At 66.6% G+C, this 20,530-nt stretch carries 21 protein-coding genes; 2 read left to right on the forward strand and 19 right to left on the reverse strand.

Annotated features, from left to right (window positions below; genetic code table 11):
• The 14 genes from tatA to ACSYDW_RS13995 all read right to left on the reverse strand — a co-directional run bounded on the left by tatA (nt 1) and on the right by ACSYDW_RS13995 (nt 13,843).
• A complete protein-coding gene (gene tatA, locus ACSYDW_RS13930) occupies nt 1-228 on the reverse strand; it encodes a Sec-independent protein translocase subunit TatA (RefSeq protein WP_438339334.1) in 228 nt (75 codons plus the stop codon).
• Between the two features lie 33 nt (nt 229-261).
• Nucleotides 262-621, reverse strand: a complete 360-nt coding sequence (locus ACSYDW_RS13935) for a hypothetical protein (protein ID WP_438339477.1) — start codon at nt 619-621, stop codon at nt 262-264.
• Nucleotides 622-623: 2 nt separating this feature from the next.
• Nucleotides 624-2,579, reverse strand: coding sequence for a helix-turn-helix transcriptional regulator (locus ACSYDW_RS13940; protein WP_438339335.1), 1,956 nt, complete (start codon nt 2,577-2,579; stop codon nt 624-626).
• Nucleotides 2,580-2,704: 125 nt separating this feature from the next.
• The gene (locus ACSYDW_RS13945; RefSeq protein ID WP_438339336.1) at nt 2,705-3,100 is read right to left on the reverse strand and encodes an FKBP-type peptidyl-prolyl cis-trans isomerase; all 396 of its coding nucleotides are present in this window, start codon (nt 3,098-3,100) and stop codon (nt 2,705-2,707) included.
• 38 nt (nt 3,101-3,138) lie between these two features.
• Nucleotides 3,139-4,095: an FKBP-type peptidyl-prolyl cis-trans isomerase gene (locus ACSYDW_RS13950; RefSeq protein ID WP_438339337.1), complete on the reverse strand. Its 957-nt coding sequence runs from the start codon at nt 4,093-4,095 to the stop codon at nt 3,139-3,141.
• Nucleotides 4,096-4,233: 138 nt separating this feature from the next.
• Complete coding sequence (gene pafA / locus ACSYDW_RS13955) at nt 4,234-5,595, reverse strand: Pup--protein ligase (protein ID WP_438339338.1); 1,362 nt, start codon at nt 5,593-5,595, stop codon at nt 4,234-4,236.
• A gap of 7 nt (nt 5,596-5,602) precedes the next feature.
• Nucleotides 5,603-6,313, reverse strand: coding sequence for a proteasome subunit alpha (prcA, locus tag ACSYDW_RS13960; protein WP_438339339.1), 711 nt, complete (start codon nt 6,311-6,313; stop codon nt 5,603-5,605).
• Complete coding sequence (prcB, locus tag ACSYDW_RS13965) at nt 6,314-7,090, reverse strand: proteasome subunit beta (protein WP_438339340.1); 777 nt, start codon at nt 7,088-7,090, stop codon at nt 6,314-6,316.
• On the reverse strand, nt 7,087-7,272 hold the full coding sequence (locus ACSYDW_RS13970) for a ubiquitin-like protein Pup (RefSeq protein WP_438339341.1): 186 nt from the start codon (nt 7,270-7,272) through the stop codon (nt 7,087-7,089). The genes prcB and ACSYDW_RS13970 overlap by 4 nt, the downstream gene beginning before the upstream one ends.
• A gap of 66 nt (nt 7,273-7,338) precedes the next feature.
• Nucleotides 7,339-8,919, reverse strand: coding sequence for a depupylase/deamidase Dop (dop, locus tag ACSYDW_RS13975; protein WP_438339478.1), 1,581 nt, complete (start codon nt 8,917-8,919; stop codon nt 7,339-7,341).
• Nucleotides 8,920-8,933: 14 nt separating this feature from the next.
• Nucleotides 8,934-10,670, reverse strand: a complete 1,737-nt coding sequence (gene arc / locus ACSYDW_RS13980; RefSeq protein ID WP_438339342.1) for a proteasome ATPase — start codon at nt 10,668-10,670, stop codon at nt 8,934-8,936.
• A 141-nt stretch (nt 10,671-10,811) separates the two neighbouring features.
• Entirely contained in the window at nt 10,812-11,882 is a 1,071-nt protein-coding gene (locus ACSYDW_RS13985) for a tRNA (adenine-N1)-methyltransferase (RefSeq protein WP_438339343.1), read from the reverse strand.
• 102 nt (nt 11,883-11,984) lie between these two features.
• Nucleotides 11,985-13,127: a site-2 protease family protein gene (locus ACSYDW_RS13990; RefSeq protein ID WP_438339344.1), complete on the reverse strand. Its 1,143-nt coding sequence runs from the start codon at nt 13,125-13,127 to the stop codon at nt 11,985-11,987.
• The gene (locus tag ACSYDW_RS13995; protein WP_438339345.1) at nt 13,124-13,843 is read right to left on the reverse strand and encodes an HAD family hydrolase; all 720 of its coding nucleotides are present in this window, start codon (nt 13,841-13,843) and stop codon (nt 13,124-13,126) included. The genes ACSYDW_RS13990 and ACSYDW_RS13995 overlap by 4 nt, the downstream gene beginning before the upstream one ends.
• Before the next feature lie 73 nt (nt 13,844-13,916).
• On the opposite strand from ACSYDW_RS13995, the gene ACSYDW_RS14000 reads away from it, so the two are divergent.
• Nucleotides 13,917-14,843 carry a PAC2 family protein gene (locus tag ACSYDW_RS14000; RefSeq protein ID WP_438339479.1) on the forward strand — a complete coding sequence of 309 codons (927 nt, stop codon included), beginning with the start codon at nt 13,917-13,919 and terminating at the stop codon, nt 14,841-14,843.
• 146 nt (nt 14,844-14,989) lie between these two features.
• On the opposite strand, the gene ACSYDW_RS14005 is transcribed toward ACSYDW_RS14000, so the two are convergent.
• From ACSYDW_RS14005 to ACSYDW_RS14020, 4 genes are all read right to left on the reverse strand, one after another.
• Nucleotides 14,990-15,847 (reverse strand): hypothetical protein, encoded by an 858-nt coding sequence (locus ACSYDW_RS14005; protein WP_438339346.1) that lies wholly within the window; start codon nt 15,845-15,847, stop codon nt 14,990-14,992.
• Between the two features lie 511 nt (nt 15,848-16,358).
• Nucleotides 16,359-17,636 (reverse strand): cysteine--1-D-myo-inosityl 2-amino-2-deoxy-alpha-D-glucopyranoside ligase, encoded by a 1,278-nt coding sequence (mshC, locus tag ACSYDW_RS14010; RefSeq protein ID WP_438339347.1) that lies wholly within the window; start codon nt 17,634-17,636, stop codon nt 16,359-16,361.
• Nucleotides 17,637-17,755: 119 nt separating this feature from the next.
• Nucleotides 17,756-18,580, reverse strand: coding sequence for an undecaprenyl-diphosphate phosphatase (locus tag ACSYDW_RS14015; RefSeq protein ID WP_438339348.1), 825 nt, complete (start codon nt 18,578-18,580; stop codon nt 17,756-17,758).
• Nucleotides 18,581-18,692: 112 nt separating this feature from the next.
• Complete coding sequence (locus ACSYDW_RS14020; protein ID WP_438339349.1) at nt 18,693-18,953, reverse strand: hypothetical protein; 261 nt, start codon at nt 18,951-18,953, stop codon at nt 18,693-18,695.
• Nucleotides 18,954-18,994: 41 nt separating this feature from the next.
• Here ACSYDW_RS14020 and ACSYDW_RS14025 point away from each other — a divergent pair, with 41 nt between their 5' ends.
• A complete protein-coding gene (locus tag ACSYDW_RS14025; protein ID WP_438339350.1) occupies nt 18,995-19,249 on the forward strand; it encodes a DUF5703 family protein in 255 nt (84 codons plus the stop codon).
• Between the two features lie 61 nt (nt 19,250-19,310).
• On the opposite strand, the gene ACSYDW_RS14030 is transcribed toward ACSYDW_RS14025, so the two are convergent.
• The gene (locus ACSYDW_RS14030) at nt 19,311-20,441 is read right to left on the reverse strand and encodes an acyl-CoA dehydrogenase family protein (RefSeq protein ID WP_438339480.1); all 1,131 of its coding nucleotides are present in this window, start codon (nt 20,439-20,441) and stop codon (nt 19,311-19,313) included.
• Nucleotides 20,442-20,530: the final 89 nt, after the last annotated feature.

Genomic DNA, 20,530 nt, shown 5'->3' on the forward strand with positions numbered 1-20,530 from the left:
TTACGAGGCGTTGTTCTCACGACGGTCGGGATCAACGATCTTACCCTCAACGGTTTCATCCGCTGCGGAAGGGTTCTTCTCATCGTCCTTCATCTGGCGCACTTCCGACTTGAAGATGCGCAACGACTGTCCCACAGAACGGGCCAGACCCGGAAGCTTGGGTGCACCGAAGAGCAAGAGCGCCAAAATTACGATGATGACCAAATGCCATCCTTGGAGTCCAGGCATGGGGACCTTCCTTTCAATTGGTTTAATTCTACGTCAGAACAGATCGAGATCGGCGACACGCTGGGGTTGTCCGCGCAGAGCTTTACGCTCAACTCGGCGCGCACGCCGAACTTCGACGCGCCGGGCCTTGCCCGCCTCCAACGCAGCACGTGCTTCCTCGGGGTCCTGGAAGAGTGCGGCAACGCCACTCGGGCCGCATAGAGGGAGATCCCCGTACTCGATCGGGCCGGCCGGTGTTTCCATGGCCACACCGGCCCTGTCACCGGCTTCCCCCACCGCATCCATGAGCTTCATGAATCCGCGGAAGAGCCGGATCCCTGAGAGCACCAAGAAGAGCAGCATCCCCAGCACGAGGGCCACCCACAGCAAAACCCAGAACCACCAAGGCAACATGTTCACGCCGCCCTGGTGCTGCTCAGTGCGTGCCGCAGCCAGGATTCGATGTCTTCCCGAACTTGCTCGGGCGCCAGCACCCGAAGATCCCCTCCGTGGTAGGCGATCATGCCGGGAAGGAGCGACGTCGAGGAGAAGCGGATCTCGGCGATCAATTCATCGCCGACCTTGGCCCACTGCTCGGGCGCATATTCGTCGGCCGCCAATGCCAGCCGTTTGCCGAAGCCAAGCACCACCTGAACGTCGTTCTCACCGGGTGTGAAGAAGATGTCCTCGGTGTCCTCGTGCTTGCCGGGTTCCACGACGAATCCCGATCCGGTTGCGGTGGCATCCTGGATGCGGTCGAGCCGGAAGCTGCGGATCTGCTCGTTGGGCTGGCTCCAGGCCCGCAGGTACTGCCGGCCAGCATGCTCGACCAAGCGGATGGGTTCCACGAGGCGCTCGCTGACGGCGTCGCTGGATGCGCTGTAGTACTTCAGGTTCACGACCTGGTTCTCGCGGATCGCCCGGAGCAGCACGGCGTAGTTCTCGTTGTCCTCGGTGGATCGCAAGGCGATCGAGAGCACCGATTCGAGGCCCTCGAATCCCACGGCTGCCTCCTGCAACTTGGCAAAGGCGCCTTCGACCGCCGTCGAGTGCTCGAAGTCCGGGAGCTGGCGCAGGGACGCGAGCCCGGAGAGCATTGCCGCCGCCTCTTGCAGGCCCAGGCGGATCGGCGCATTGAGGGCTTCTGCGTTGTTGATGCTGATGGCTCCGGTTTCCCATTCGACGTCGATCAGCTCGTCCGGCAGGCCGTTGGGCACACCGCACATCATGATGGTCTGCAGGTGATCCAGAAGCTGCTTCTCGCTCAGGCCAAAGTGCATGGCTGTCTGCGCCACCGTTGGCGAGCCGAGTTTTGCGACGTACGAGATGATGTCGAGGTTGCGGGCGACGGCGTCGGTGGATGGCGGCCGGCCCATGTTGCGGCGCTTGCTGAGTTTGAAAGCGGGAACCGCATCGAGTTGCCTGTCCAGGGCCCCGGCAAGCTTCCGCTGGACAAGGCCCGCGAGGCCCGCCGGTGCCAGGACCTTGGCGTTGGGCCCGAGCTTGGCGATATCGGCCGCCAGGGACATCAGGTCATGCACGTGGAGGACCGCTTCGTCATGTTCGACCCCGGGGACAATGGAGGTTGCACGCGATCGCAGGGACCACCCGGTGTCCTTGACGAGCTGCACCCGCGCCGCTTCGGCTGCAATGCGCGGATCGAGCCGGTCCAGGGCCTCCGCAATCTTGAAGCCGGAGGGACGCGACGAATGGTTCTTTCCGGTCGCCACGTCGCTGAGGATCCGGGAGAGACGGAACATCCGGACGCCTTGGCGGTGGTTGTCGAAACCCACCAGGTACCAGTTCCCGAAGCGCGAACCGATCCCCCATGCATCCACGCTTCTCGTGCTGGGTTGCCCCTGCGCGTCCAGGTACTCGAATTCAAGGACCTGTTGGGACCACACTGCATTGAGGCAGGCTCCGAACGAGGGACCTGAGGCGTGTAGTCGCGGAACATATTCGGTGAACCGGGCATCCGCACCCCCTTCGCCGTTGCCCACTGCGAGCCGTCCGGTGGCTCGGGCCGCGAAGGATTCGAGCTCCGTGTCCTTCCAGAGCTGGGCAGCCAGACCGAGCACTGCGGACTCCTCAGTGGTGAACCGGACTTCGGGGAGCCTGTAGCTTTCCGGCGGGATGAGGTAGCGTTCCTCGCCACCCTCACCGAGGGTCTTCAGGGGAATCCCCATGTCCCGGAGATCCTTCTTGTCCCTGTCGAATTTCCGGTCGAATGCGGCTTCTGAGAGCCCCTTGTAGTCGTCAACGATCTTGCGGAGCTCGCGCTTGGAATAGCCATGCGGTGTGTTGATCAGGGCATAGGTGAGACTGACAAGCTTCTCGGCCCGGGAGGGGCCGCCGGAGTTAATTTGAGCCACGCTCGCTAGGTTACCCCGTAGCGCTCACGGCGTGCCAATGCAACGCCGGTTAAACGGACTTTGGCCGCGATTTCCCTGATGAGCAGGAAATACGCGGCCAAAGTGCGACTGTGAAGCGGGGTTGCCTAGCGAACGGCGACGAGGTCCACGACGAAGATCAGTGCTTCGTTCGGGCCGATCGCTCCACCGGCGCCGCGCGAACCGTAGGCAAGCTCCGAAGGGATTTCCAGGCGGCGGCGTCCGCCGACCTTCATGCCGAGCAAGCCCTGGTCCCAACCCTGGATGACCTGGCCAACGCCGGCACGGAAGTCCAGCGGGGTGCCGCGGTTCCACGATGCGTCGAATTCCTCGCCGGTCGACCAGGCGACGCCCACGTAGTGGGTCGAAACGGTCGAGCCCGGAACAACTTCGGTGCCGTCGCCGACGATGATGTCGACGATCTTCAACTCGGTCGGTGCATCGGTGCCCGGGAAATCGATTTCCGGCTTGGTGCGGTCGTATTCACGCTGTCCGAATGACATGCTTGAATCCTTTCGGTTGGTTGCTTGTAGCGTCCTAGCTACTTTACTTCCTTGAGTTCAACGAAGAAGACCAGGGTGCCTGCCGGGCGTCCCAGGGATGCGGCATCAGGGCCGTAGGCCAAGTCGGCAGGAATGGTCAGCATGACCTGGGTTCCGGCCTTCAAACCGCTCAGGCCCTGAGTCCAACCCTTGATGACCTGCGTCAAGTTGAAATCGGCGGCCTTTCCGGCGTCGAAACTGGAATCGAACTGCTGGCCGTCTTCCCAGCGCACGCCGGTGTAGTTCGCAGAAACGTCGGAAGTTTCGGTGGCTACCTTTCCGGTGCCTTCCTTGATGACGTCAACGACCAGGCCTGCGGGTTCGTCCTTGCCCTTCGGGATGGTGATGGCCGGCTTGCCGTCCTTCATCTCAACCGTCGGCAGGGCCCCGGAATCCTTAAGTTTCTTGACCTCGTCGGCTCCAAGCTTCTCAGAGGCCGGGGGGATGTCCTCGGCCGAGAGCACCTTGAGCACCACCAGGGTCTTGGCCGTTGCCGGTGCCGACGGGGACGCCGAAGCGCTCGGCGTTGCCGCGGCTTCGGCACCCGGCTCGACGAAGGCGATCCACGACCCGACCTTGGCGGCAAGGAACGTGTCGTAGAGTGCCGGCATCTGGGACTTCATTTCGGCGGTGGTCGGCAGGGTCAGCGCTTCCTGCCCGAAGCCGGAACCAAGCAGGCTACCGTCCTCGGCATTGTAGGCAACCGACTTGAACTTGACGTTCTGGTTTTCCTTGAGCGCTTCACCCTTGCCGTCGAGGACGACCTTTGCGGCGGTCTCGGTTGCCACCATCGGGGTGTCAAAGGTGACCGTCGGATCCGACGAGTCATCCTTACCCGGAGTGACCTTGAGGGACTCGAAGGGGGCGACGTCTCCGCTGGAGGCCGGCGGGGTTGAACCACAGGCGGAAAGCAGCAGCAATGATGCCGCTGCGGCGAGTGCCATGACTTTGCGCACGAAATCAACTTTCAGTTGGGGCATTGAGACAGGACAAACCCACTCGCGCTGGCGGGTGGATGTCAAGGTATTTCTTCAGCGTAATGGCTGATTCTGTGAAATTCCTTATCGAAGGGTTTATTTGAGCTACAAGTCGGGCTAAATGCTCCTAATCAGGGCATCCACCCGCGGGTCCTCATTCAGGAACGGGTCCTTGCACAACACGGTCTGCCCCGGGTGGTCGTTCAGCTTCAGGTGCACCCAGTCGACAGTGAAATCGCATTCCGCGTCCTTGGCTGCGCGCACGAAGTCGCCGCGCAGCTTCGCCCTGGTGCTCTGCGGCGGGTTGTCCACGGCGTAGGCGATATCCCGTTCCTCGACGACGGTCGCAGCCTGGCCGCGGTTCCGCAGCAGGTGGAACAACCCGCGCTTGGTGTCGATGTCGTGGTAGGTCAGGTCTAGCTGTGCCATCCGGTGCGAGTCCAGGCCGAGGTTGTGGCGCGTGGCGTACCCGGAGAGGAGCTTGTGCTTGATGGCCCAGTCGATCTCGGTGTCGATCGCCGAGAAGTTCCCCGACTCCACCGCGTCAAGCGTCCGTTCCCACAGGTCAAGGACTTGCGGCACCCGCTCGTGGTGGGCACCCTCACGCGCAACGAAGTCCGTGGCCAGCGCCAGGAACTGGCGCTGCAGCTCCAGGGCCGTCATCTCACGCCCGTTGGCCAACTTCACGACGGTCCGGCCGTTGAAGTCGTGTGAAATGTCCCGGATGCTCCGGATCGGGTTCTCCAGGCGCAGGTCCGTCATGATCTTTCCGGATTCGATGATCCGCAGCATCAGGTCGGTGGCGCCCAGCTTCACCAGCTGCGTCGTCTCGCTCATGTTCGAGTCGCCGACGATCACGTGCAGTCGCCGGAAGTACTCGGCATCCGCATGCGGTTCGTCGCGGGTGTTGATGATCGGGCGGGAACGCGTGGTGGCCGAGGAGACGCCCTCCCACACATGGTCGGCCCGCTGCGAAAACGCGTACAGCGATTCGCCTTCCACGTTCACGATCTTTCCGGCCCCGGCGATCAGTTGCCGGGTGACAAGGAAGGGGATCAGGATCTCGGCAAGCCGCGCGAACTCGAGCCGGCGCGGGATCAGGAAGTTCTCGTGGCAGCCGTAGGAGTTTCCCGCGGTGTCGGTGTTGTTCTTGAAGAGATAGAGCTTGCCGTTGAAGCCGTCTGCGGCCATGCGCTGCTCGGCGCTGGTGACCAGGTCGTTGAGGATCGACTCGCCCGCGCGGTCGTGGGCGATGAGCTGGGCGATGTCATCGCATTCCGCGGTGGCGTATTCGGGGTGCGAACCGACGTCGAGGTAGAGCCGGGAGCCGTTGGTCAAAAAGACGTTGGAGCTGCGGCCCCACGCCACGACGCGGCGGAAAAGGTAGCGGGCCGATTCCTCCGGAGTGAGGGGGCGCCCCGTGGGGTCCGAATAGTTGATGCCGTACTCGGTTTCGATGCCGAAAATCCTGCGGTCCATGAACGGGTCATTCTCCTGAACTTAAAATCACTTCAATGGTTTCCTTGTCCAGCCGGTGGAAGTGCCGGTGGGTGCCCCGCGGGTTCACGCGCTCCAGCACGGCGACCTCCAGCAGGCCCGCGCCCCCAGGACCGGGGCCGACTCCGGGCAGGACTGCCGCCGCGGCGCGGATCACGGCTGCGGCATTCGACTCGGCCAGCGACTTTTCGCCCCAGATGGCGGCCCACTGCTCACGCAGCGCCTGGGTGTCGCCGCCCATGATGATCAGGCCCGGTTGCTCCGCGATGGAGCCGTCGAAGTTCAGCGAGAACAGCGTGTCCTCCACCTGGGTCTCCCCCAGCTCGAGCACCGCGAGCTCCACCTCGAAAGGCTTGGCCTCGGCGGTGAACACCGCTCCAAGGGACTGCGCGTACACGCTGGCCAGGCCCCGGCCCGTGACGTCCTGCCGCGCGTAGGAATACCCGCGCGTGTCCGCGTACCGGACACCGGCCTGGCGGAGGGACTCGAACTCGTTGTACTTGCCGACGGCCGCAAAGGCGATCCTGTCGTAGATCTCCCCGATCTTGTGAAGTGACCCGGAGGGGTTCTCCGCTATCAGTGCGATGCCCTCCGCGCAGGAGGCCACGATGACCGCACGCCCCCGGGCGATGCCTTTCCGGGCGAAATCCGCCCGGTCCTTCATCAATTGTTCGGGGGAAACGTAGTACTGGGCGCTCATCTAGGCCTCCATGCCTTGGCTGGTGCGTTCGGCGATGATCTGCGCGGCCACTGCCTCGAGCACCACGTCGGCGACGCGAACGGCGCCCTGTTCCGTGACGGTGTACACCACGGGCCAGAGCTTGCGCACGGGATCCGGGCCGCCGGTGGCCGAATCGTCGTCGGCGGCGTCGTAGAGCGCCTCGACGGCCACCCGGACGGCGCCCGCGGCATCCATCCGAGGCTGCCAGAGCTTCTTCAGCGCCCCCCGGGCGAAGACCGAACCGGAGCCGATGCTGTGGTGCTCGACCTCCTCGTAGAGGCCGCCGGTGATGTCGAAGGAGAAGATCCTGCCCGTCTCCAGGGCCGTGTCGAAGCCGGCGAACAGCGGCACCACGCTCATTCCCTGCATGGCCATGGCGAGGTTGGAGCGGATCATGGAGGCCAGCCGGTTGGCCTTGCCCTCCAGGGAGAGCAGCGTGCCTTCGATCTTCTCGTAGTGCTCGAGTTCGACCTGGAAGAGCTTGGCGATGTCGATGGCCAGGCCCGCGGCGCCGGCGATGCCGACCACCGAGTACCTGTCGGTCTCGAAGACCTTCTCGATGTGGCGGCTGGCTATCACGTTGCCCATTGTCGCGCGCCGGTCACCGGCCATCACGATTCCCCCGGCGTAGGAGAGCGCCACGATGGTGGTGGCGTGCGGGACCCCGGGTGCCGGGGCGCTGGTGTGCGGCAGCAGGTCCGGGCGGTCCCGGTTCAGGTACTCCAGGAAGGAAGGCCCGGGACCGAGCTCGATCACTGCCCGCCCTTCTGCACGAAGCCGCGCACGAATTCCTCCGCGTTCTGCTCCAGCACCCCGTCGATCTCATCGAGCAGGTCGTCCACGCCGGCGTCCTGCGTGGTGGAGGCGGCGGCCACGGCTTCCTGCTCCTGCTGCGCTGTTTCCTCGGTGCGTCGTGCCGAGAAGTGTTCCTGCGTCATGGTCTTGCCCCTTTGTTGTTGGCCCGGAATACGGTTCTGCGTCCATCTTGTCACTGCGCGGGCACTTTAGCGCCGCAACGTCCCGATGAACTCGTTGATCGAGAGGTCGGCGTCAAACAGCGCGCCGACCAGCTTCTTGGTGCCGCGCAGCGGTTCCAGCGTGGCGATGCGCTCCAGCTTGCGCGCCCCCGGGACGCTGAAGGAGACCGAATCCCAGCTGGCCGCCACCACGTGCTCCGGGTACCGGCTGAGCACCCGGCCCCGGAAGTACGCGCGGGTGTCCTCCGGCGGTGCCGTGGCCGCCGCGGCGATCTGTGCAGGGGTATGGAGGGTTTCCATCAGGCCGCGTTCGGCCAGCCGGTGGTAGAGGCCCTTCTCCGGGCGGATGTCTGCCCACTGCAGGTCCATCAGCGCGATCCGCGCGTCGGTGAAGTCCAGCCCGTGGCGGTCTGCGTACCCGCTCATCAGCTTGTACTTCGCCACCCAGTCCACGGTGCCGGCCGCGGCGAAGAGGTCGGTGCCCAGCGTGGTGAGGGTTTGGTCCCAGCGGCGCAGGACCTCCGTCGTCGCGGGGTCGTTTGCGCCGGTGCGCGCGCAGTGATCGACCGCGGCGTCGAGGTAGATGCGCTGGATCTCCAGCGCGGTCAGCCGGCGCCCGTCGGCCAGCTCCACCTTGCTCTTCAGGGTCGGGTCGTGGCTGATGGCCTGCAGTGCGGCGACCGGTTCGCGCAGCGCCGGGTCCGGGGCGGTTCCGGCCTCGATCATCGAGAGCACCAGGGCCGTGGTGCCGGTGCGCAGGAGCGTGGAGACCTGCCCGAGGTTCGCGTCCCCGATGATCACGTGCAGCCGGCGGTACTTCTCCCAGTGGGCGTGGGGCTCGTCGCGCGTGTTGATGATCGGCCGGCGGATGGTGGTCTCCAGGCCGACCTGCGCCTCGAAGAAGTCGGCACGCTGGGAGACCTGGAAGCCGTCGTACTGCCCCAGCATGCCGCGGCCCACCCGGCCCGAGGCGCAGGTGACCTGCCGGCTGACGAAGAACGGGATCAGGTGCGTGGCGATCGACTCGAAGGGCACGGAGCGCGGCATGAGGTAGTTCTCGTGCGCCCCGTAGGATACGGACTTGTTGTCCGTGTTGTTCTTGTACAGGTGCACCGGGACGAAGCCGTCGGTGGCCTCGATGCGCCGCGCGGCGGTGAGCGCCACGTGGTCCCCGGCCTGGTCGTAGAGCACCGCGTCGAACGGGTTGGTGGTCTCCGGGGAGGAGTACTCCGGGTGCGCGTGGTCCACGTAGAGACGCGCCCCGTTGCCCAGCACCATGTTCATGAGCACTTCCCGGGCCTCGTCGGGCTCGTCGTAGAGCGTGGAGCCGATCTGCGCGTCGCCCCCTGCCAGCGCCACCTGCTCGGCGTCGAGCTCCGGTTCCAGGTCGGTGAGCTGGGAGGGGTCGGCCTGGGAGCGCGGCTGGGTGAAGCCGCGCGCGTCGTTCAGCGGGGACTCGTCCGAGTAGTCCCAGCGGGTGCCGGCCAGGTGGCCGTACCCTGCCCTCACGGAGGCCGCGTAGGCGTTGATGACCTGGGCGGAGAGCAGCGTGGCGTTGGCGCCGGGCATGGAGGGGGCGAGCACTCCGTATTCGGTCTCCAGGCCCATGACGCGGTGGACGCTCACAGGTACTGCCCCGTCTCGTCGCCGGCGCCGGAGGCGAGGGTCTTCCCGCGACCGTTCTTGTCCGCGACGATGGTGCGGATGAAGGTGATGCGTTCCCCCTTGCGCCCGGAGATCCGGGCCCAGTCGTCGGGGTTGGTGGTGTTGGGCATGTCCTCGTGCTCCTGGAACTCCTCCACCACGGCGGCCAGCAGGTAGTCCATCCGCACGCCGTGTTCTCCCGTGGTCAGGTACGCCTTGATGGCTGCCTTCTTGGCGCGGTCCACCACGTTGCGGATCACGGCCCCGGAGGAGAAGTCCTTGAAGTAGAGGATCTCGGTTTCCCCGTTGGCGTAGGTCACCTCCAGGAACTGGTTTTCCGCCCCGGTGGAGTACATGGAGTCGACGGTGGCCTGGATCATGGCGCGCACGCAGGCCGTGGAGTCGTTGCCGTGCTCGGCGAGGTCGGCCGGGTGCAGCGGCAGGTCGTCGGTGAGGTACTTCGCGAAGATCTCCGCGGCGCCCTGCGCGTCGGGGCGGCGGATCTTGATCTTCACGTCCAGCCGGCCCGGGCGCAGGATCGCCGGGTCGATCATGTCCTCGCGGTTCGAGGCGCCGATGACTATCACGTTGTCCAGGCGCTCCACGCCGTCGATTTCCGCGAGCAGCTGCGGGACGATCGTGGTCTCCACGTCGGAGGACACGCCGGTGCCGCGGGTGCGGAAGAGCGAGTCCATCTCGTCGAAGAAGACGACGACGGGGCTGCCGCCGGCGGCCTTCTCGCGGGCGCGGGCGAAGATCAGCCGGATGTGGCGCTCGGTCTCCCCGACGTACTTGTCAAGCAGTTCCGGGCCCTTGATGTTCAGGAAGAAGCTGCGCGCGGAACCGGCGGTGCCGTTGCGCTCGGAGGTGCGTTCGGCCAGCGAGTGCGCCACGGCCTTGGCGATCAGCGTCTTGCCGCAGCCCGGGGGGCCGTAGAGCAGGATGCCCTTGGGGGCGGTGAGCCCGTGTTCGCGGTAGAGGTCCGGGTGCAGGAAGGGCAGTTCGACGGCGTCGCGGATGGCCTCGATCTGGTCCGAAAGCCCGCCGATGTCGGCGTAGGAGATGTCCGGGAGTTCCTCCAGCACCAGGGACTGCATGTCGGACAGGTGGATCTTCTCCATGCCGAGTCCGGTGCGCGAGTCAAGCGAGAGCACGTCGCCCACCCGCACCTTGTCCTTCAGCAGCGGGTCCGCGAGGCGGATGACGCGCTGGTCGTCGGCCCGGCCCATGGCCACCACCCGGTGGTCCTCGAGGACCTCCTTGACGGTGACGAGTTCCCCGGCCTGCTCGTACCCCAGGCCGGCGACAACCACGAGCGATTCGTTGAGCAGCACTTCCTGCCCGAGGTGGAGCTTGTCGAAGTCCAGCAGCGGGCTCACCGAGACGCGCAGCTTGCGCCCGCCCTGGAGGATGTCCAGGGACTGCACGCCGGTGGCGGCGATCCCCACGCCGGGCAGCGGGTGGCTGCGCGGGTGCTTTTCGACGACGGTGCCGTGGCTGAAGGGGGTGTCGCCGTCCTTTTCGAGGCCGGCCTTGAGGTTGATGATCTCCTCGCGGGTGCGCTCCAGCATGGCGACCAGGCGCGAGTTGTTGGCCCCGGCGGAGGCCAGCTGGCGGTCGAGTTGGCGGTTCTTGTCGCGCAGCACGTTCAGCTGTCGTTCGGCGGCCGTGACCTGGCCCTCTAACCGTGTGCGATCTGCTTCTTCGCTCATCATCAACCCGTTTCGCATAATCTGAGGTCTGCGTGCACCGGCACCGCCGGCGCACGCAACTACACACTCATACTATGCATTCCCCCGCGCGATCCGGCGGTTTGTGACCGCCGGATCGCGCGGGGCGCGGGGCGCGGGGCGAAGCTACTCCCCTGCGTTGTCCTCGTCCGCGGCCTCGCCGGTTCCCTGCGGCAGCGAGCCGCGCTGGATCATCGACTTGGCGTCCTTGGCGGCGCGGCGCAGCTTGCGGGCCGAAACGCCCCGTTCGCCCAGGGCCTCGTGGTTCCAGTCCTCCGGGGTCTCCGAGCGGGTCCAGGTGGCCAGGTCCTCGGCGGAGTAGGTGTGCTCCTTCACGCGCTTGGCGCCCGGGATGCCCACGGCACCGTCGGCCAGCCGGCGGCAGGTGATCAGGAAGGCGGTGTGCGCGACCATGCGGTGGTCCGGGCGCACGGCCAGGCCGTCGACGTGCCAGCCGCGGACCATCGTCTCGAAGGACTCCGGCTCGGTGTACATGCCTGTGGCGCGGATGGCCTCCACGGTGCGGGACATCTGGGTCACGGTGGCCACGTAGTTGACCCACACGCCGCCCGGTGCCAGGACCGTGGACACCGCGTCGACGCACTCCCACGGGGAGAGCATGTCCAGGACCACGCGGTCCACGGAGCCCGGCTCCTCGGTCTCCAGGACCTTCTCCTGGAAGTCGCCGATGGAAATCTTCCAGGCCGGGTGCGGGCCGCCGAAGACGGTGTCCACGTTGCCGCGGGCGATCTCCGCGAATTCCTCGCGGCGCTCGAAGGAGTGCAGGTAGCCGGCATCGCCGACCGCGCGCAGCAGCGACATGGACAGCGCGCCGGAGCCCACGCCGGCCTCGACCACGCGGGCGCCCGGGTAGATGTCGCCCATCTGGACGATCTGGGCCGCATCCTTGGGGTAGACCACCGTGGCGCCGCGCGGCATGGACAGGACAAAGTCCTTCAGCAGCGGGCGCAGGGCCTGGTAGCGGACCTCGTTGGTGTTTTCGACGATCGAGCCCTCGGGCAGGCCGACGAGGTCGTCGTGGTAGAGCACGCCCTTGTGGGTGTGGAACTCCCCGCCGGGGGTCAGCGTGATGGTGTTGATGCGGCGCTTCTGGTCGGTGAGCTGGACGCGGTCGCCGGCGCGGAAGGGGCCTCGGCGGTTCATGGCGCCGTGCGGCAGTGCAGGCATGTCGTTCATGGGGTGGTGGGTGTCCTTTGTGCTTGGGGATCTTTTCAGGGGTTTGCCTGCCGGTCCCGGCCCTGGGCGGGGCCGGCGGCGAGGCACGGGTACTGGGGGCGCCTAGTGCGCGTGGGGTTGCTGCGGCTTGCCGGTGATCGCGGCAACGATGTTCGCCTGGTCGAGCAGCCCGATGATCCGGTTCTGCCCGTCGATCACCGCGTATTCGCTGCCTTCGAGGGTCGCCAGGTAGCCGATCAGGGCCCGGCCGTCGGCACTGTCGCTGACCACCGCCCCGGGACTCAGGGCGCGGGCCGCCGAGAGCGCCGGGCTTTCGGCCAGCAGCCCGGGGTCGATCTGGGCCAGTGTCGCTTCGTCGATGACGCCCTGCGGGGTGCCGTCGCGGTCGATCAGGATGACCCGGCCACCGCGGCTGGCGATCCGCGCGGTGACGTCGGCCAGCGTGGAATCCATGGCCAGGGCGGTCGCGGGTTCCATCAGTGCGCGCACCGACACCAGCGGCAGGCGCAGGCGCAGCTTAGCGTGGGCGATGATCTGGGAGGCACCGGTCCACATGAACCCGCCCACGAGCACCGCCACCAGCAGCACCTGGAAGTCCAGCGGTTCGTTGCGGGTCAGCGGGCTGATCACGAAGTAGCCGACGATCAGCACCACTATCACGCGGCCCGCCCAGCCGGCGGCCACCGTGCCGCGGTCCTGGGAGCCGGTGGCCTTCCAGACCGCCGACTCGACAAGCCGGCCGCCGTCAAGCGGCAGGCCCGGCAGGATGTTGAACAGCGCCACCAGCAGGTTGGCCCAGACCAGGATGTCCCAGAGCAGGAACACGACGCCGGTGGGCTGCACCAGCTGCAGCAGCACGTAGCCGATGCCCGCGAGCAGGAAGTTCGCGGCCGGACCGGCCATGGCCACGGCCAGCGACCGTCCCGGGGTGGCGTTGAAGGAGGAGAACTGGGTGTGCCCGCCCCACAGGTTCAGCACGATCCGCGCACCGGGCCAGCCGAAGGCCTTGGCGGTGAGCGCATGGGCCAGCTCGTGCACCAGCACGGAGAGCGCCAGCAGCACGGCGTAGGCGAAGGCGACGACGTAGGCACCGCCTTGGAGCCCCGGCAGGGCCCGGCTGACCTGCGGCCCGAAGACCACGACGATGAACGCCGCGATCACGAACCAGGACCAGGCCAGGGACACGGGCACGCCGAGGAAGGATCCCAGCGGGATCCCGTCGCGCTTGGTGGGGGTTTCGGTCATCTGGTGGCCCCGATGCCGGTGAGTGCGGAAAGCACGGAGAAGTCCACGCGCTCCAGCGAGTCGATGGTGTGCCAGGGACCGTTCTCCGGGACCCGGCTCAGGTGCGGCACCAGCAGTGCGGCCAGGCCGGCTGCGGAGGCGGAGGCGATGCCCGGGGCCGAGTCCTCGATGCCGACGACGCGCCGGGGCTCGAGGTCGGGCACCAGGGCGGAGAGCTTTTCCAGGCCCAGCAGGTACGGGTCCGGGTGCGGCTTGCCGCGCAGCACCTGGTCGCCGGTGACCTGGAAGGCGAAGTACTTCTTCGGGAGCTTGGCGAGCACCGCCGTGGCCATCGGGCCCTCGGACATGGTGACAAGCCCGCACGGGATGCCCGCGGCGTGCAGCTCCTCGAGCAGATCCAGGGCGCCGGGACGCCACTCGACGTGGTTCTCGATCCCGGCCATGACGCGTTCACCGAGCCAGTCGATGATCTCCCGCACGCCCATGTCGACGCCGGCGCGCTGCAGCACCGCCGCCGAGTCGGGCAGCGCGCTTCCCACAAGCGAGAGCGCATCCTCGTGGGTCCAGGTCCCGCCGTGGGCGGCAACGAGCTCCTCCTCGGCACCCATCCAGTAGGGTTCGGTGTCCAGGAGGGTTCCGTCCATGTCCCAGAGCACGCCCTGGACGGGACTGTCGCGGGCCGGTGCGGGCAAATCGGCTGGATTCTGGGTTGGCATGAGCCAATTCTAATGGGCTTGGGGTTCACATGCTGACGACTTCGCGCGCTAGTGTGTGGTTGTGAGCGAAGATATAAACGATCCGGTGACACTTTCGTCCCTCGTCGACCCCGCTTCCGGGGACGCGGCGGTGCGTCCGGCCATCATGGTCGTGGCGTTCGAGGGCTGGAACGATGCCGGCGACGCGGCCAGCGAGGCGCTGCGGCTCATCCGGCGTGCCAGTGGTGCCAAGAAGATCCGCGGCATCAGCGACGACGACTTCTACGACTACCAGTTCTCCAGGCCGCAGGTGCGCCGCAACGGCTCGGGCAAGCGCGTGATCAAGTGGCCGACCACCCATTTCTACCGGGCGGTCCTCGAGGACAGCCCGGTAGACCTGGTGCTGCTGCGCGGGGTCGAGCCCACCTACCGGTGGAAGGCCTTCATTGCCGAGATCCTCGTCCGGGCGGAAGAGGAGAACGTGCAGGGCGTCATGGCCCTCGGCGCGCTGCTGGCCGATGTCCCGCACACCCGACCGATCCAGGCGTCGGTGACAAGCGACGACGCCGGGGTCCGGAAGGCACTGGGCATCCAGGAGTCTGGCTACGAGGGACCCACCGGCATCCTCGGGGTGCTGGCGCAGATCGCCGAGGCTTCCGGGCTGCCGACGCTGAGCATCTGGTCGGCCGTTCCGCACTACGTGGCCCAAGCGCCCTCCCCCAAGGCGGAACTCGCGTTGCTGCACCGGGTCGAGGAGTTCTTCCCGCTGGTGATCGACCTGGAGGAACTCACCGAGGACGCGTTGGCGTGGGAACGCGGCGTCAACGAACTGGCCAAGGGCGACTCGGACATCGCCGCCTACGTGCGCCAGCTCGAGCAGGCCCAGGACGAAACTGACCTTCCCGAGGCCACCGGCGAGGCGATCGCCCGGGAGTTCGAGCGCTACCTGAAGCGGCGCAACCGGCCCAAGCTCCCCGACCCGGAGTCCCCCGATGAGCCCGGCGATCCGGAATACCCGTAAAGCCCCTGACAACATCCGGCGGGGCCGGGTGCAGCCCGAGCTGCGGACTCCACCGCGGGCGCTACCGCTGCACTCCGATGGCACAGGAGGACGCGCATGGCGGGCACCCCTGGGTTGATGCCACTCGCTGCCTGAGCGGCGGCCTTTCAGTGTCCGTATTCGACCCTGACGGTGCCGTTGTCGGGCAGCACCACCACGGTTCCACTTCCTGCCTTCCACCGGTCTGGCAGGAAGAACAGGTTCCCGCCGCTGAGGTCCAGCAGGCGCAGCCCCGAATACCTGTACAACGGGGCGACGCCCGTGCCCAGCGATTCCTCGGTGACTCCCTCGGCGCCGATGGCCAGCCGCCCGGAACTGTACAGTTCCACAGCGGGCAGGGCTGCCACATGCTCTTCGAGTTCCACGGCGATTCGTTGGCCCACGCTCCTGGCATGGTCCTCGGCTCCCCAGAACAACAACACCGTCACCAACCCGAACAGCAGCGCTGCCTCCCCCGCGCGCTGTTCGATCGACGGCGGCGGCGCCGGAACGGCCTGCGCCAGCCGCCGCATCCGTGCCGCCCACGCGGCCAGCAACACGCCCAACGCCACAACATACGGCGCGAACAGGATGCTCTGGTCCTCGTCGAACACCACCAGCATCAGCGCGCCGCCGGCCAAAACGAAACCGGCCACGGCGGCGACCCCTGCGATGCGCCGCACCCCGGGACGGGAGCGGCCGTCCTGCAGCCGCGCGGACAACCGCCGGTCCAGGCCCATCCAGAGGAGCCCGCCAACCAACAAGCACACCAGCGGAACTGCCGCGTGCATCGTGCTGAAGCGGACGTAGTCCTGGGTGGTGTACCCGAACAGCTCGACGTTCAGGCCCAATGCCTTGGCCTCGGCATCGGCCTTCACCCAGCCGAAGAAGACAAGTACCGATCCGATCATCGTGATCGGTGGGCCTATTGTCGCAAGCGTGGCCAGCACCCTCGTCCTGGACCTGCCGCCGGGCGCCTCCGTCATGGCGTTGCCCCTCCTGCGGGCGTGGCATTCCACGCTCTTCCACGGGCACCTGCCGGCGGTCCGCTGTGGAGCGCCGAACCGCAGGTGCGGCAACGCGGAAATCGCAGGGGCCCTCGGTGGTGCCGTAGCCGGCACCCGCCCACGTGCGGATGGGAACGCCGGAACAGGTTGGCGGGGGCGGCGATGGCCTGGAAACCGCAAGGTTCCCGCTCCGGAACGCGGAGGGCGGAGGAAGCTTTTCGGTCGATTTCCATGTCGTGACCTCGGGAGGCTAGAACGAGCCCATGGGTAAGGCTCATCATAGGCTCGGGGGCAGGTCGTGTCCATGCGCCGGCCACGGCCGTCGAGCCGGTCCGGCAGGCGGTTCCCGGCGATTGCGGGCGGCCGAGTATCCGTCCGCAAACAAGGAGGGGCGCGTACCTCGAACCGCAACCGGCCCGCGATGCGCGGTGCCGGCGGCGGAACGCGGTACGCGCCCCGTGGGTTCCCGGCCCATGGCCGGAAACGGGATCTAGAAGAGCTTGAGCCCCAACAGTGCGTCAAGCGCATCGGCCAGCAGCTTGCCGCCGGCTCCCTGCGAGTCGTCCTGGCCGGAAGGTTCCTGCGCGCTGAAGGCGTCAAGCACCGCCAATGCCGCTGGCGCGTTCAGGTCGTTGGCCAGTTTGGCGCGGATCCGTGTGATCACCGCGGTGGCCTCGGAAAGCGTGGTGCCCGGGATGCGTTTGCGCCAACGTTCGACGCGGGCCTGGCCTTCGAGCAGCAGTTCGTCGGTCCAGAACCAGTCGGAGCGGTAGTGCTGGCCCAACAGCACGGTGCGGATGGCCACCGGCTCGACACCCGCGGCACGCAGCTTGGAGACCAGCACCAGGTTGCCCAGGGACTTGCTCATCTTTTCGCCGTCTAGGCCCACCATGCCGGTGTGCACGTAGGTTTCGGCCAGGGCCTTGCCGTCCAGGGCCGCGGCGTGGCCTGCGGAGAATTCGTGGTGCGGGAAGACCAGGTCGGATCCGCCGCCCTGGACCGTGAACGGTGCGGGCAGGAAACGGCGGGCAATGACCGAGCACTCGATGTGCCAGCCCGGGCGGCCTGCCCCGAGACTCGCGCCGTCCCAGCGCGGCTCGCCTTCACGGGCGACGCGCCACAACAACGGATCCAGCTGATCGCGCTTTCCGGCGCGCTGGGGGTCCCCGCCGCGTTCGGCGAAGAACCCCATCATGGTGGCGCGGTCGTAGCCGCTGACGCTGCCCAGTTCCCAGGCGCCGTTGGCCGAGCCAATGGCGTCGAAGTAGATGTCGCCGTCGGGTTCCCCGTCGGTCCCGGGTACCCGGTAAGCGAGGTCCTTGGCCACGAGTTCCTCGATCAGCGGCACGAGCCAGGAAATCGATTCGACGGCACCGACGTAGTGCTGCGGCGGGATGACGTTCAGTGCTTCCATGTCGGCACGGAACAGGTCGGTCTGCTCGGCGGCGAGGGCCACCCAATCCACGCCGGTGGCCGTGGCCCGTTCGAGCAGCGGGTCGTCGATGTCGGTGACGTTCTGCACGTAGGTGACTTCGCGGCCGGCATCGCGCCACGTGCGCTGCAACAGGTCGAAGGCCACGTAGGTGGCCGCGTGGCCCATGTGCGTGGCGTCGTACGGGGTGATGCCGCAGACATACATGCTGGCCGGGGCGTTGGACCTATCGGCGGGGGCGGTGTCGACGAGCGACCGGCTGGGGGTGTCGTGGACCTCGAGGATCGGGGCGTTTCCCGGGATATGCGGGATGGTGGGCGCGGACCATGCAAGCACGGGGCGTCCTTTCTCTTGGGAGTCGACCCAAGTGGATGGGGAGTACTTTTACTTTCAACAAGCCCGCTGGGGGCAAAGTTATTCCGCCGGAGCCGGATTTCCCGGCGGGATAGCCCGGATCAGGGGTTGATGACGCCGAATCCCAATGCCACGTACAGGGCCAGGCCCAGCGCGATGCGGTACCAGACGAAGAGCCGGTAGCTGTGGGTGGATACGTACTTGAGGAACCAGCCGACGATCACGAAGCCGACGACGAAAGCAATCACGGTGGCGAGCCCGGTCTGCGGCAGGCTGTAGACGCCGGGCTCGTCAAGCGACTTCACGAGCTTGTAGAGCCCCGAGGAGAACACCGCGGGAATTGCCAGCAGGAAGGAGTAGCGAGCCGCGGCCTCGCGGGTGTAGCCCATGAACAGGCCGGCGGTGATCGTGCCGCCGGAGCGGGAAACGCCCGGGATCAATGCCATGGCCTGCGCGAAGCCGTAGATGATGCCGTGCTTGGGCGTCAGCTCCGAGAGCTCTCGCTGCTGGCGTCCGTAGTGGTCGGCGATCGCAAGGATCAGGCCGAAGACGATCAGCGTGGTGGCCACGATCCACAGGGACCGCAGGGTGGTGTCGATCTGCTCCTCGAAGAGCAGGCCCAGGACCGCAATCGGCAGCGAGCCGACGATGATGAGCCAGCCCATCTTGGCGTCGGGGTCGCTGTGCGGGACCTTTCCGCGCAGGGCGTTGAACCAGGCACCGATGATGCGAACGATGTCCTTCCAGAAGAACACCAGGACGGCGGTTTCCGTACCGAGCTGCGTGATGGCGGTAAATGCCGCCCCCGGATCCGCCGCATTCGGCAGCAGCTCGCCGACGATGCGCAGGTGCGCACTCGAGGAGATGGGGAGAAATTCTGTCAGACCCTGGATCAGCCCTAGGAAGGCCGCTTCAAACCAATTCACGTACCGACATTACTTCACCGGCGCACCCCGGGCCGTACTTGAAACCCGTGGTGCGGCAAAGTTCATACCAGGGAACTACGTCCCGCCGAAGATTCAGGACCCCGGAACGACCCTACTCACGCAGCGCGTCCGGGCCGGATTCGAAGTCACGGAAGCCCTCGTCATCATCCTCTTCATCAACTACGCTCAACGGTAGGAATTCTTCGTAGGCTTCATAGAGTGCATCCTCATATTCCTCGAAGGCATCCGCAACTGCCAAGAAGGCGGCGCTGAGATTCGCATCCTCGGCACCGCGTTTCGATGCGACTGCTGCAAGGTGCTCTTCAAGGCAGCTGATCAAGACGCTGAGGGCAACGCGTGGGTCTGTACTCATGGGCTAGACGTTACAGGCACAGCCACACGATGGACAGGGACATGATCGAAAAGATAATTCCGCCGCAGGCAGCGGCAGCCGGGTCTCCCGATACGGCATCCCGGAGGTACGAATACCTGGTGATCACCACCGCCCCGCATGAGCAGCGCTCGATGGTGCGCGGCATCCTGCGCGAACACGCGGAGTACGGAAAATGGGAGCTCATGCGAAGCTGCCTCTACCAGGGTGGCGGGCAGAAGTACTGGATGCGCCGCAGGGTCATGCGCGTGAACGCCACGCTGGAGATCCGCGCGTAGAAACGTCCCGGTCCGCAGGGCCACAGCCTGCCGGCCCTGCCATCGAACCCTCCAACGACCCCTACGACTCCAGCGGCCCCACGAGCCACGACGCAACGGTCGAGTGCGCGGATTCGGCGTTCGAAGGATGGTAGAGGCTCGCCAGCGCGTCACGGTACAGACGCTCGATCTCCGAGCCCCTGAAGTACTGGCCACCGCCCGACACCTTGGCGGCAATCTCGACGCAGGCGCGGGCAGCATCCCCCGCCTGGGTGCGCAGCGTGACGAGGCGCGGGAACCACGCCGGCCCGTGGTCAACCAGGTCGTCAAGGTCTCGGGTCGTCATCCGCAGCATCGCGTCGAGTTGCAGCACTTTCATGCCGGCGTCGGCGACCTGCCAGCGGATGTCTGGGTCCTGGTCGTAGCCGCGGCCACCGTTCTTCATGGACTTGCGCTTCGCGGGCTGCGCTGCGGCCAACTGCATGCCGCGCTCGGCCAGCCCCACATAGACCGAGGCCGTCAGCGAGAGGAACGAGGCGAAGATGCCGAACACCAGCGGGTCCGCGACAGGTCCCACGGGAAGCACGCTGTGGATCTGACCTGCAGGAACCCGGGCTCCGGTGAGGATGGTGGTGTTCGACTGCGTGGCACGCATCCCCAGCGTGTCCCAGTTGGAGGGGATTTCGATACCCGGGGCATCCCGGTCCAGGAATCCGTGCACCAGCGACGGACCGGCACCGTCCCCGCCCGCGTCCTTGCCGAACACCCCGAGCTTGGTCCAGACCGGGGCCAGGGATGTGAAGACCTTGACCCCTGTGTAGGAGTAGGATCCGTCGGAGGCCGGTACAGCCGTGGTGACGGAGTCGAACAGCACCTCGTCGTTTCCGGCCTCGGAGACGCCGAAGGCCATCACTTCCCCGTCGGCCACCCAACCGAGCACCATGTCCAGCCGGTCATCACCGCGCGCGGCCAGCAACGTGGCCACCCCGGTCCACACCAGGTGCATGTTCACGGCCAGGGCCGTCGCCGGCGCGTGCGACGCCAGCAGCCGCTGGGCTGCCGTCATCCGTTCCATGCCCCAGCCGAATCCGCCGCGGTCCTCCGGAAGCATGGCCTTGAGGTAACCGGCATTCTTGAGTTCCTCGAAGTCCTCGCTGCAGAAGGTGTTGGAGGAATCATAGGTGGCGGCCCGGCCCCGGAATCGTTCGAGCATTTGGGTGTCGAGCACCTCGGCAATTGTTTTCACCTGGGTCACGGTTTCTTTCGGTCAAGATCGTCCGGGCCCGCCGCTCAGCGGCCGGG

It is taken from the genome of Paeniglutamicibacter selenitireducens, from assembly GCF_051550675.1.
Taxonomy (GTDB): domain Bacteria; phylum Actinomycetota; class Actinomycetes; order Actinomycetales; family Micrococcaceae; genus Paeniglutamicibacter.